Consider the following 10574-nt stretch of genomic DNA (forward strand, 5'->3'; position numbering starts at 1 on the left):
GCGGGCGTACTTCCACAAGACCGTCAGGGAGCTGAGCGTCAGCGAGGCGGCGATGCTGGCCGCGCTGATCCAGCGGCCCGGCTACTTCGTCACCACGGGCCCCGCCACCCGTCCCGCCGAGCACGCCCTGATCGCCCGCAAGCCGGACGGTGGAAAAGAATGCTTGAAGCGCATCCGCCTCAGCGGTCACTCTGGCTAGGATTCGAACATGTGTTCCACGCATGGCGAACGGATGGCCCGGTTGACGCAGGCGATCGACGACCTGGCCGCCGAGGGCCTGGCCGGGTTGCCACCGGAGACCCTGGTCGAACGGGTCGCGGGCATCTGGTCGCTGATCGAGGGCATCGACCCGGAGATCGCACGCCGCCGCACGCGTTACACGACCCCGGAATCCTGAGGGTTCACCCGGAGCGCCACGCGCGGGCACGCAGGAGAACGTCGCCGCTCAGAGTCTCGGCCACCTGGGCGCGAAGCTCGGGAAGCCTCCCGTACAGCACGTCACCGGGGCAGTCGGTCGCCACCAGATCGCGGTGACCCACGATGGCGCGGAACGGGTCGAGGCGGTACTCGTCGCACAGCCAGGCGCACGTGTCGACAAGGGAGGACCAGAGCCTCCCGGGTACCCGTGACCGTCTGTAGTCGCCCTCGTTCTCGATCCCGATCGTGTGCTCGTTGTGCCCCTTGGCCTGGGCGCCGATCACATGCCGTCCCGCCCGGATCGCGGCGAGGCTACGGTTGCGCCCCTCCATCACATGCCCGCCACGGCTGATGGTGAGCTGCTGTCCCGTGTCGTCCCAGCCGCGCCTCAGATGGAACCGCTGGATGCTCCGGGACAGCGCGTAGGCGTGGGCGAGTGAGGTGTCCTTGGAGTTCGCGGTCTCGGTGTGGTGCACGACGATGCGATCCGGAGCGGTCCTGAGCACCCTGGCCGCTCTGCGAGGCGGCAGCGCCTTCCAATCACTTCTGGTATGGACGTGCGGCGACAGGTCGTCGATCGCGAACGCCCGACCGCCCATGGTCATCTGGAGCAGCCCGGCCCCCAGCATCCCGGCCAGCCCTCGACGGGTGAACCTCGCATACGAGCCCCCGGACATTCCGCCCCCTTCGCGTGTTGGTTCGCTTACGGACGGTAGCGGCGGTTCGTCTTAGCCACCAAAGCCACGGCGGTTCACCCTCGTTTCACATAAAACGAAAACACCCCCCGCCAATCCCCGCACACACCCCCCGGAAAGACCCGCCCAAAGCCCCCCGACCCAGAACCCCGCCACCATTAACCTGGGCGCCCCCTCGCCCAAGATGTCAGCCATCAGGGCTGCGGTGCGTCACCGACCTCCCCCGGCGGTCGGCACCAGCGGCCCCGGCCGCCCTTTGGCCCGGTCGGTTCGGGGTGTGGGCAGGCAGGGGGCGGGGCTGGTGAGGGGCGTGCGTTGCGGGCATGCGAACGGCCCGCCTGCTGGGCAGGCGGGCCGTTCTTTCGCGGTAGGGTTCGGCCGCTGTGGGCCGGGTGGTCAGGCTTCGACCACGTCGACGTCGATGGTGGCGCTGACGTCGGAGTGCAGGCGGACGCTGACGCGGTGGGTGCCGACGGTCTTGATCGGGTTGTCGATCTCGATCCGGCGGCGGTCCAGCTCGGGGCCGTCGGCGGCCTTGACGGCCTCGGCGATGTCCGCCGCGGTCACCGCGCCGAACAGCCGGCCGTTGCGGCCGGTGCGGGTACGCAGAGTGACCTTGAGGGACTTCAGCGCCCCCGCGACCTCCTTGGCGTGCTCGACGGTCGCGATCTCGCGGGCCGCACGAGCCTTCTTGATCGACTCGATCTCGCGCTCCGCGCCCCGCGTCCACTTGATCGCGAACCCGCGCGGGACGAGGTAGTTGCGGCCGTAGCCGTCGCGGACCTCGATGACGTCGCCGGGCTCACCGAGCCCGGAGACCTGCTGAGTGAGGATGAGCTTCATGATCTGGTGTCCTCCTCGCTCAGCGCGCGGTGCTGGTGTACGGCAGCAGCGCCATCTCGCGGGCGTTCTTGATCGCCGTGGCGACGTCCCGCTGGTGCTGCGTGCAGTTGCCGGTCACGCGACGGGCCCGGATCTTGCCGCGGTCGGAGATGAACTTCCGCAGCAGGACCGTGTCCTTGTAGTCGACGTAGGAGATCTTCTCCTGGCAGAAAACGCAAACCTTCTTCTTGGGCTTGCGGGGAGGTGGCTTCGCCATCGTGGTGCTCCTTGTTGAGAGCCCCGCTCTCGCGGGAATGGACTGGGTTCGATGTCATCCGGCGGCGGCCGACGGTCCGACCGCCGCGGATGAGGACTGTTCGCCGTGGTGGTGGACGGGGCCGCTAGAAGGGCGGGTCGTCGGAGAATCCGCCGCCACCGCCGGAGCCGCCGGTCGCCCACGGGTCGTCGGTCTGCGGGCCGCCGGAGCCGCCGCCCTGCTGGCCGCCGCCGAAACCGCCGCCACCGCCGGAGCCGCCGAACCCGCCTCCGCCACCGCCGCCGAAGCCGCCGCCGCCCTGCCGCTGGGTCTTGTTGACCTTCGCGGTGGCGTTGCGCAGCGAGGGACCGACCTCCTCGACCTCGATCTCGAAGACGGTCCGCTTCTCACCCTGCTGGGTCTCGTACGAGCGCTGCTGAAGACGGCCCTGGACGATCACGCGCATGCCGCGTTGCAGGGTCTCGGCCACGTTCTCGGCCGCCTGCCGCCAGACGTTGCAGGTCAGGAACAGGGCCTCGCGGTCCTTCCACTCGCCCGACTGGCGGTCGAAGTACCGCGGGGTCGAGGCGATGCGGAACGACGCGACCGCCTGGCCGCTGGTGGTGAAGCGTAGGTTCGGGTCCTCCACGAGGTTCCCGACGATCGTGATGACGGTGTCGCCTGCCATGGGCTCGCTCCGGCTTGTGTGAGGGCCTGAGCCTGGCTCAGTGGACCTCGGGGCGGATGACCTTCGTGCGCAGGATCGACTCGCTCAGGTTGAGCTGCCGGTCGAGCTCCTTGACCGTGACGGGCTCGGCCGAGAGATCGATCACCGCGTAGATGCCTTCGGACTTCTTCTGGATGTCGTAGGCCAGCCGCCTGCGACCCCAGATGTCGACCTTCTCGACGCTGCCGCCGCCGTCCTTGACGACCTTCAGGAACGGATCCAGCGAAGCCGCCGCCGTCCGCTCGTCGATGGCGGGGTCGAGGATGGCCATGAGTTCGTAACGACGCATGCTGTGTCCCTACCTCCTCTGGACTGATGCGGTCACGGTCTCTCCGTGACAGGAGGGCTCTTGCGTCTCCCGGGGCCGCTCGGCACCGCCCAGGTGGCCGTGCCCTGGCCGCGAGACCGATCCAGGCTACCAACTGTCGGCAGCGTAAGAGCCAGATCCGGGTCATGGTGGGGGACACCGGGCGGTGCCGGCCGTCGGGAACCGGCCTCATCGGCGGGCTCCGGAGGCGGATGCCTTGGCGCGGCGCCGGCGCTCCAGCTCCTCCATGATGTCGGCCATCCGGGCGCGCATGCGGGCGGTCTGGGTCGTCAGCACCGACAGTTCCTCCACCAGCTCCGCGTCGCCGATGACGGCGAGCTCGCTCTGCCTCATCCCGGTACCTCCTGTCCTCTCCCGCTGTCCTCGGCTCCGGCGGGTCCAGACGCGCGTTCTCGAATCCATGTTCGACCGTACCGGGTGCCACCGACAATCCGGCGCGCCCGCACGGCATGGTCGCTCGCGCTCCTGGGAATCCTCGGTACGGACGCGCACCGTCCGCCCGGTGCCTCGCGTCCCGAACCGGTGATCACGAGCAGTCGCGCGCCCGAAGGGGGTGTCCCGATGTCGCAGGAGGCAGCCGGGAAGAAACGGTCCGCCCTCACCCTCAACACCGACGGTGAGCGCCACCCTGTGGAGAACTCGCTGGCCGTGGCCTCGCTCATCATCGGGTTGACCGCACTCGTCCTTGGGTTCATCCCCCCGACCCACTTCTTCGGGGCCCTGGCCGGCGTGATCGGGCTGCCGCTCGCCCTCTACTCACAGCTGATCTCGGCCACGACGGGTGAACGCTGGCTCAACGTCATCGGGATGGTGTCGTCCTTCTTGGGGGCCGCGTTCGCCGTCAGCCACGGGGGGTTCGCTCTCTGACACCGGCGCCCACTGAGCATCCACCGCCCGCTATCGGGTACGGCTTGAACGGCGCGCGGATACTCTCGTAGGCATGCGCATCGGAGCTCACGTCGACCAGACCAACCCGCTCGACAACGCGCGCGCCCGCGAGGCGGACGTCGTCCAGTTCTTCCTCGGCGACCCGCAGGGCTGGAAGAAGCCCGTCATGCCGGAGGGCGTCGAGGCGGTCCGTGACTCCGACGTGGACGTCTACATCCACGCGCCGTACGTGGTCAACGTGGCGACGTCCAACAACCGGATCCGCATCCCGAGCCGCAAGATCCTCCAGCAGCAACTGGAGGCGGCGGCCTCGATCGGGGCGAAGGCGCTGATCGTCCATGGCGGGCACGTCCTGAAGGCCGACGACCCCGAGATCGGCTACGAGAACTGGCGCAAGGTCTTTGAACGCCTTGAATGTCCGATTCCGGTCTATATCGAGAACACCGCGGGCGGCGACAACGCCATGGCGCGGAGGTTCGACCGGATCGCCCGGCTGTGGGAGGTCCTCTCCGGGGTGGACGGGCTCGACTCCAAGCTGGGCTTCTGCCTCGACACCTGCCACGCGCATGCCGCCGGCGAGGATCTGATCGACGCGGTGGACCGGATCAAGGCCATCACCGGCAGGATCGACCTCGTCCACTGCAACGACAGCCGGGACGCGTTCGGGTCCGGCGCCGACCGGCACGCCAACCTGGGCTCCGGCACGATCGACGCGGAGCTGATCCTGGGGGTCGTCCGGGCGGCGGGCGCGCCGGTCGTGGTGGAGACGCCGAGCGAGGGGCAGGCGGCCGACATCGCCTGGCTGCGCGCCAACCTGGGCTGACCGGGGCGGCCGACCAGGTCAACCGACCAGGGCGGGTGGCCGCCTGTGGCCGGGGCCGAACGCCGTCCCGGATTCCCCTGAGGTCACAGGAACCGCGGCAGCGAATACGGCATCTAATCTGTCACGACACGGCGAAGCACGAGATCACCCCTCACTGGCATAATCCGGAACACGACCTCAGCCCCAGCGCACGCGCGTGATCATTGATGGCGGGCGCGCCGAACGATCGGGAAGTCAATGGCCCAACCCCCTTACGACCCGTACGGCGGCGGATACTCCGACCCGTACGGTCAGTCGTATCAGCAGCCCCCACAGGTGCAGCACCACTACTACGGTGCGGCGCCTCCGCCCAACAACGGGATGGCGACCGCGTCCATGGTGCTGGGGATCATCGGCATCGTCTTCTGCGGGTTCACCTCCATTCTGGCGATCATCTTCGGGCATGTCGCGCAGAGCCAGATCAAGCGGACCGGCGAGGGCGGCGCAGGCATGGCCACCGCCGGCCTGGTGATGGGCTACATCGTCACCGCCATCTGGGTGGTCATCTGGATCTTCTACCTCGGTCTGTGGGCCGCGATCGTCGGATCGAGCGCCACCGCCTACTGACCGCGGGACCCCGCACCGGCCGTCGGCCACGGACCGGCCGACCGTCGGTCACCCGGCGTCCGGCTTCGGTGCGGGAGGAATTCCGTACGTGTGGCCCAGGGGTCGCCGCACGTCCGGCGGACCCGTCATGCCGGCGCAGGTACGGGGCCCACGGGGGAACCACGGGGTAGAGCGGGGATCAGCCGAGCTTGGGGACCCCGGCCACTTCCACGCCGATGCTCGACAGCAGGACGGTCATGGGGGTGGCGGTGTCCTGCCACGTTTCCACGGCATGCGTGAACACGTCGAGCGCCGTTCGGAACGCGCGCTGGTCCGCCTCGGCCAGTTCCGCCCACGCCTCGTACATGACCAGGTAACCGCCGGTCGACGGCACCCAGGACAGGTCCGTCAGGCGGTCCCGCAGGCCGTCCCAGTCACCGCCCTTCCCCTCGGGGAGCTCGAAGACTTCGGCGCACAGCCGCAGGAACGACTCCGTGTCCCTGGCGCGGCGGCCGTTCAGGTAGAAGGTCTTCCAGCCCGCCGCGGTCGCACGTTCCGGCCAGGCCGCTCCCGACACGCCGGCACCCGGAGCCGCAGGGGCACGCCACTGGTAGACGCCCGGCTTCAGGCGTCCCTCGACCAGATCTTCCAGAGCCCGGTTCGCGTCCACGTCATCTCCCGGCACTGTCACTCCTCTGGTACGGACTCGTGATACCGACTCGTTCCCGTCCGCGGGATCAGGATCATCTGCCCATCCCGCAGGGGAACATGCGGACGCCGATCGAGTCCACCACGACCCGTGCGCCGCATCCAGTCCCCCGCGCGGCGCCTCGCGTCCGGTCCCGCGTCCTGAGGCGGTGACCTCCCGGTACGCGGGCACGGCGATCCTGGTAGGGAGACATTCCGCCGCCGCGGTGCGTGAAGGCGCTTGAGTCTCCACCGACTGGAGCCTGAAGGGTGATGGGCATGGACGGCGACACCGGTCTCTACACGATCGGGGAACTGGCACGCCGGACCGGGCTGCCGGTCCGGACCATCCGGTTCTACTCCGACGTGGGGCTGGTGCCGCCGACCGATCGCACCCACGCGGGCTACCGCCTGTACGACCTGGACGCCGTCGCGCGCCTCGACATGGTCAGGACGCTGCGGGAGCTGGGCGTCGACCTGCCGACCGTGCGGCGCGTGCTGGCACGCGAGATCACGATCTCGGAGGTCGCGACCGCGCACGCCCAGGCGCTGGACGTCCAGATCCAGACGCTGCGGCTGCGGCGGGCCGTGCTGCGCGCGGTGGCCAAACGCGGATCCAGTCCCGAGGAGATCAACCTCATGCACAAACTCGCCCGGCTCTCCGACGAGGAGCGCAAGCGCATCATCACCGACTTCATCGACGAGGTCTACGCGGGGCTCGACGCCGACCGGGACTTCGAGGCCAAGCTGCGTTCCGCGATGCCCGAGCTCCCCGACGACCCTGAGCCCGAGCAGGTGGACGCCTGGGTGGAGCTCGCGGAACTCGTCCAGGACCCGGATTTCAAGGCCAGGATCCGGCAGATGGTGGAGTACCAGGCATCCCATGCCGAGGAGACCGGCCGGTTCGCCTCCGCCGACCTCGGCGAGGCGACCAGGCGGCGGGTGGAGGCGGCGGTGGCCGACGGCATCGCGCCCGAGTCCGCGGAGGCGGTACCCGTACTGGACGGGCTGGTGGCGGAATACGCCGCCGCGTTCGGCGCCACCGACGACCCGGACTTCCGGCGCGAGCTGCTGGAACGTCTGGAGATCGGCAACGATCCGCGTGCCGAGCGGTACTGGCGGCTCCTCGCGATCATCAACGGCTGGCCGTCGTGGCAGCCGACGACACCGCTGTTCGAGTGGTTCATCACCGCGCTCCGCGCCCACTCCTGACGCGGACGCCCCCGATCAGGCCGTCGCGGATCCCGCGGCTTCCGCGACGGCCCGCGGGCGGCGGAACCGGGTGCGCAGGACGCCCAGGGAGAAGACGTCGGGCGCGCCGTCGAGCACGCCTCCGGCCGGGTCGTCCTGGCCCTCGTCGCGCACCACGTCCCCCGACGGACGCAGGATGTCCACGACCACCAGGACCGCCAGCAGGACGACGGTGAAGAACCGGGTCAGCAGAGCGACGAAGTAGGTGTCCTGGCTGATGCCTTCCACCGGAAGGCCGAAGCCGAGCAGGGTGGAGATCAGGCCGGGCAGGTCGGTGCCCTCCGTCTTGAGGGTCACCGACAGCAGGTACCACCAGATGCCGAAGAAGTACACGATCTCACCGAGCTGCCACACGATGAAGGCCGGCAGCTTGGGACGGGCCAAGGCGACCAGAGGCAGCAACCACAGCACGTACTGCGGCGACCAGACCTTGTTCGGCAGCATGAACGCGACCAGCACCAGGAACATCAGTTGCGGCAGCCGGGGACGGCGGGGCGCGGCCAAGGCCAGGACGGCGATGCCCAAGGCGAGCACGAGGAACGTTCCCGTGCCCAGCGTGTTGAGCTTGGTGTTGTCGTCCAGCCCGGAGATCCCGTGGTCCTGGAGGAAGAAGAAGATGGATCCCCAGTCGACCCCGCGTTCCCGGCTGAAGCTGTAGAACTTCAACCACCCGTCCCAGGCGAGCACCATGATGGGGACGTTCACAACGGCCCACGCACCGGCCGTACCGGCAAGGAGCCGACCCATGGCGCGCCACTGACCGGCCCGCACGCACAGAAGGACGAACGGCCCCAGGAAGAGGAGCGGGTAGAACTTCGCCGCGATCGCCAGGCCCAGCAGTACCCCGGCCCAAGCGGGACGGCGGGACGCCCAGGCGAAGACGGCCAGCGCGGACAGCGCCACGGCGAGCAGGTCCCAGTTGATGTACGCGGTGAGGAGGAGGGCCGGGGACAGGGCGACCATCAGGCCGACCCGGAGCGAGCGTCGTCCCGCGACATACGCCGTGGCGAGGGCCGTCACGACGGCGAGCAGCCCGAGCAGCAGGGCGGTCACGTTGAAGAACGCCATCCCGCGCGCGTCGTCCCCGAACGGCTGGACGAGCAGGTTCACCACGTACATCAGCGCGCCGCTCAGCACCGGGTACTCCACGTACTCCATGTCGATGCCGGGGAGCCTGTCGAAGTACGGCACGAGGTTGTCGTTCAGGCCCCGCACGAAGTACAGCGGGTAGATGTCGGTGTAGCAGGCCCTCGTCGTCGTCTTCACGAAGTCGAACGAGGCGGACGCGCACGGCTGCTTCTGCACCCAGGCGAGCAGGGCCACGAACGCGGCGAGGCCCGCCACCACCGGCACCAGGCGCACCGGCCGCCCGTGGTCGTCGCCGGCCTGTCGGCCGGTGGGCTCCCCGGCCTTCACACCAGCGTCCACGGCGGGACGCGCCGGGTTCCCATCGGCATCGGCATCGGCATCGGCATCGGCATCGGAGGAAGACGACGACATGCCAGCAGACTATTGGTCAACCGGTGACACTGCGCCACCCGAAACACCCCCGGGTACGACCCCCGGGGCCTCAGCGAACGAAGTCTCTCATCTGCCCGCGAGGCCGATTGAGGTCGTCTGCGGGGTGGCACGCGGGGTGCCCGCCTTGGAGGAATCCGGGCGGGCACGTAGGCAGCGGGGATGGCGAGGGGTCGGGCGCGGCCGGTGACGGATCGGGTTTCGGAACGGCCCATGGCGGGACGGACCCCACATCGCCGGGCGGGCCGAACCGCTCGATCTCCTCGTTCACCAGCGCCCTGGCCATGAACCGCCGGAACAGGTCGGCGGGGATCGTGCCACCGTAGATCTCGTCGTGGCCGCCGATGCCCTGGAGCGGCCGGAGCGACCCGTCCCTCCCCTCCCGCCACATCGCCGCGGCGGTGGCGAGCTGCGGGGTGTACCCGACGAACCAGGCCGACCTGTTCTCCTCCGTCGTCCCCGTCTTCCCGGCGACGGGACGTACGCCCAGGTCGGCGCGCGTCCCGGTCCCGGACCGGACGACCGCCCGCAGGGCGACGGTGGCGTCCCTGGCGACGGCCTCGGAGAACGCGCGCTCGGGTTCGTGCGGCACCTTGGTGACGCTGCCGATCCGGGTCCACACGGGACCGCCGTCCTTGTCGGTGATCTCGCTGATCACATGGACGGGGACGTGCCGTCCCCCGGCGGCGAAGGTGGCGTAGACCGACGCCATGGTGACCGGGCTGACGGACACGGTGCCGAGCGGCAGGCTGGTGAAGCCCGCGTTCAGCCGCCCGGTCCACGCCGGGACCCCCATCTTCACCGCCATCGACGCGACCTTGTCCAGCCCGACCCGCTGCCCGAGCTCCACATACGCCGTGTTGATCGACTTCGCGGTCATCTCGGTCAGCGTGTAGACGCCGTTCTCGGCTCGTGAGTCGTTGGTGAAGGTGTCACCGCCGATGGTCCGCCGGTACGCGCCGTCCATCGTGGTCTCCAGGCTGATCCCCTGGTCGAGCGCGGTCGCCAGGACGATCGGCTTGAACGCCGAACCCGGCTGGACGAGGCCGTCGAAGGAGTCGTCGAACTGCTGCTCGCCGTAGCCGGGCCCGCCGTAGGCCGCGACGACCCCGCCGGTCTCCGGGTCCACGGCGGCCAGCCCGAAGTGGACGTCGTCCGCCAGGCCGTTCCGTTCCCTCTCCTGCTGGACGGCCGTGGCGGTGTAGTCCTGTAGCTCCTTGTCGAAGGTGGTGGTGACGCGCAGCCCGCCCAGTTCCAGCGTCTTCTCGGTGATGCCGAGCCGCGCCAGCTCGTTGAGCACGCGTTCCCGGACGTACCCGGACTGCGGCGAGTCGGGGACGTCGCTCCATCTGCGCTGCGTGGTCGGGAAGCGCTGCCGGGCGCGTTCCGACCGCGACAGCCACGCCTTCTTCACCATGCCGTCCAGGACGTAGTTCCAGCGGGCGATCAGGGCGCGCTTGGCGGGACGGGTGGCGGGGCCCGTGGTGACGAAGTAGCCGGGCCGCTGGATGAGCGCGGCCAGCATCGCCGCCTCGCTGACGCTCAGCTCCCTGACGGTCTTGTGGAAGTACGCCCGT

At 69.6% G+C, this 10574-nt stretch carries 15 protein-coding genes; 6 read left to right on the forward strand and 9 right to left on the reverse strand.

Features of this window, described 5'->3' with window-relative positions; all coding sequences use genetic code 11:
* The coding region (locus ACGWYJ_RS37735) for a transglycosylase domain-containing protein (protein ID WP_395111401.1) at positions 1–199 on the forward strand (199 nt) is incomplete at its 5' end.
* 9 nt (positions 200–208) lie between these two features.
* Complete coding sequence (locus ACGWYJ_RS37740; RefSeq protein WP_067628226.1) at positions 209–397, forward strand: hypothetical protein; 189 nt, start codon at positions 209–211, stop codon at positions 395–397.
* Positions 398–401: 4 nt separating this feature from the next.
* On the opposite strand, the gene ACGWYJ_RS37745 is transcribed toward ACGWYJ_RS37740, so the two are convergent.
* From ACGWYJ_RS37745 to ACGWYJ_RS37770, 6 genes are all read right to left on the reverse strand, one after another.
* A complete protein-coding gene (locus ACGWYJ_RS37745; protein ID WP_395111403.1) occupies positions 402–1094 on the reverse strand; it encodes a peptidoglycan recognition family protein in 693 nt (230 codons plus the stop codon).
* Between the two features lie 414 nt (positions 1095–1508).
* On the reverse strand, positions 1509–1955 hold the full coding sequence (gene rplI / locus ACGWYJ_RS37750) for a 50S ribosomal protein L9 (protein ID WP_395111405.1): 447 nt from the start codon (positions 1953–1955) through the stop codon (positions 1509–1511).
* A gap of 19 nt (positions 1956–1974) precedes the next feature.
* The gene (gene rpsR, locus ACGWYJ_RS37755; RefSeq protein WP_026403973.1) at positions 1975–2211 is read right to left on the reverse strand and encodes a 30S ribosomal protein S18; all 237 of its coding nucleotides are present in this window, start codon (positions 2209–2211) and stop codon (positions 1975–1977) included.
* 124 nt (positions 2212–2335) lie between these two features.
* A complete protein-coding gene (locus ACGWYJ_RS37760; RefSeq protein ID WP_395111406.1) occupies positions 2336–2878 on the reverse strand; it encodes a single-stranded DNA-binding protein in 543 nt (180 codons plus the stop codon).
* Positions 2879–2915: 37 nt separating this feature from the next.
* Entirely contained in the window at positions 2916–3206 is a 291-nt protein-coding gene (gene rpsF, locus ACGWYJ_RS37765; protein ID WP_395111407.1) for a 30S ribosomal protein S6, read from the reverse strand.
* Between the two features lie 207 nt (positions 3207–3413).
* Entirely contained in the window at positions 3414–3578 is a 165-nt protein-coding gene (locus ACGWYJ_RS37770; protein ID WP_285701281.1) for a hypothetical protein, read from the reverse strand.
* Between the two features lie 228 nt (positions 3579–3806).
* On the opposite strand from ACGWYJ_RS37770, the gene ACGWYJ_RS37775 reads away from it, so the two are divergent.
* The 3 genes from ACGWYJ_RS37775 to ACGWYJ_RS37785 all read left to right on the forward strand — a co-directional run bounded on the left by ACGWYJ_RS37775 (position 3807) and on the right by ACGWYJ_RS37785 (position 5562).
* On the forward strand, positions 3807–4112 hold the full coding sequence (locus ACGWYJ_RS37775) for a hypothetical protein (RefSeq protein WP_395111408.1): 306 nt from the start codon (positions 3807–3809) through the stop codon (positions 4110–4112).
* A 73-nt stretch (positions 4113–4185) separates the two neighbouring features.
* A complete protein-coding gene (locus tag ACGWYJ_RS37780; protein WP_395111410.1) occupies positions 4186–4956 on the forward strand; it encodes a deoxyribonuclease IV in 771 nt (256 codons plus the stop codon).
* A 237-nt stretch (positions 4957–5193) separates the two neighbouring features.
* Positions 5194–5562 carry a DUF4190 domain-containing protein gene (locus ACGWYJ_RS37785; RefSeq protein WP_395111411.1) on the forward strand — a complete coding sequence of 123 codons (369 nt, stop codon included), beginning with the start codon at positions 5194–5196 and terminating at the stop codon, positions 5560–5562.
* A 178-nt stretch (positions 5563–5740) separates the two neighbouring features.
* On the opposite strand, the gene ACGWYJ_RS37790 is transcribed toward ACGWYJ_RS37785, so the two are convergent.
* On the reverse strand, positions 5741–6226 hold the full coding sequence (locus ACGWYJ_RS37790) for a barstar family protein (RefSeq protein WP_395111412.1): 486 nt from the start codon (positions 6224–6226) through the stop codon (positions 5741–5743).
* A gap of 281 nt (positions 6227–6507) precedes the next feature.
* Here ACGWYJ_RS37790 and ACGWYJ_RS37795 point away from each other — a divergent pair, with 281 nt between their 5' ends.
* Positions 6508–7440, forward strand: a complete 933-nt coding sequence (locus ACGWYJ_RS37795; protein ID WP_395111413.1) for a MerR family transcriptional regulator — start codon at positions 6508–6510, stop codon at positions 7438–7440.
* A 15-nt stretch (positions 7441–7455) separates the two neighbouring features.
* On the opposite strand, the gene ACGWYJ_RS37800 is transcribed toward ACGWYJ_RS37795, so the two are convergent.
* The gene (locus tag ACGWYJ_RS37800) at positions 7456–8979 is read right to left on the reverse strand and encodes a glycosyltransferase family 87 protein (protein ID WP_395111415.1); all 1524 of its coding nucleotides are present in this window, start codon (positions 8977–8979) and stop codon (positions 7456–7458) included.
* A gap of 70 nt (positions 8980–9049) precedes the next feature.
* Positions 9050–10574 (reverse strand): transglycosylase domain-containing protein (locus ACGWYJ_RS37805; protein ID WP_395111416.1); only part of this gene is annotated, 1525 nt, incomplete at its 5' end.

Origin of the sequence: Actinomadura sp. SCN-SB, from assembly GCF_043906805.1 — a bacterium.
In the GTDB taxonomy this organism is placed as follows: Bacteria; Actinomycetota; Actinomycetes; order Streptosporangiales; family Streptosporangiaceae; genus Spirillospora.

Excerpts from the sequence above, each read along its gene's own strand:
- ACGWYJ_RS37740 (WP_067628226.1), top strand. The coding sequence starts at position 209 with ATGTGTTCCACGCATGGCGAACGGATGGCCCGGTTGACGCAGGCGATC.
- ACGWYJ_RS37745 (WP_395111403.1), bottom strand. The coding sequence starts at position 1,094 with ATGTCCGGGGGCTCGTATGCGAGGTTCACCCGTCGAGGGCTGGCCGGG.
- rplI (WP_395111405.1), bottom strand. The coding sequence starts at position 1,955 with ATGAAGCTCATCCTCACTCAGCAGGTCTCCGGGCTCGGTGAGCCCGGC.
- rpsR (WP_026403973.1), bottom strand. The coding sequence starts at position 2,211 with ATGGCGAAGCCACCTCCCCGCAAGCCCAAGAAGAAGGTTTGCGTTTTC.
- ACGWYJ_RS37760 (WP_395111406.1), bottom strand. The coding sequence starts at position 2,878 with ATGGCAGGCGACACCGTCATCACGATCGTCGGGAACCTCGTGGAGGAC.
- rpsF (WP_395111407.1), bottom strand. The coding sequence starts at position 3,206 with ATGCGTCGTTACGAACTCATGGCCATCCTCGACCCCGCCATCGACGAG.
- ACGWYJ_RS37770 (WP_285701281.1), bottom strand. The coding sequence starts at position 3,578 with ATGAGGCAGAGCGAGCTCGCCGTCATCGGCGACGCGGAGCTGGTGGAG.
- ACGWYJ_RS37775 (WP_395111408.1), top strand. The coding sequence starts at position 3,807 with ATGTCGCAGGAGGCAGCCGGGAAGAAACGGTCCGCCCTCACCCTCAAC.
- ACGWYJ_RS37780 (WP_395111410.1), top strand. The coding sequence starts at position 4,186 with ATGCGCATCGGAGCTCACGTCGACCAGACCAACCCGCTCGACAACGCG.
- ACGWYJ_RS37785 (WP_395111411.1), top strand. The coding sequence starts at position 5,194 with ATGGCCCAACCCCCTTACGACCCGTACGGCGGCGGATACTCCGACCCG.
- ACGWYJ_RS37795 (WP_395111413.1), top strand. The coding sequence starts at position 6,508 with ATGGACGGCGACACCGGTCTCTACACGATCGGGGAACTGGCACGCCGG.
- ACGWYJ_RS37800 (WP_395111415.1), bottom strand. The coding sequence starts at position 8,979 with ATGTCGTCGTCTTCCTCCGATGCCGATGCCGATGCCGATGCCGATGCC.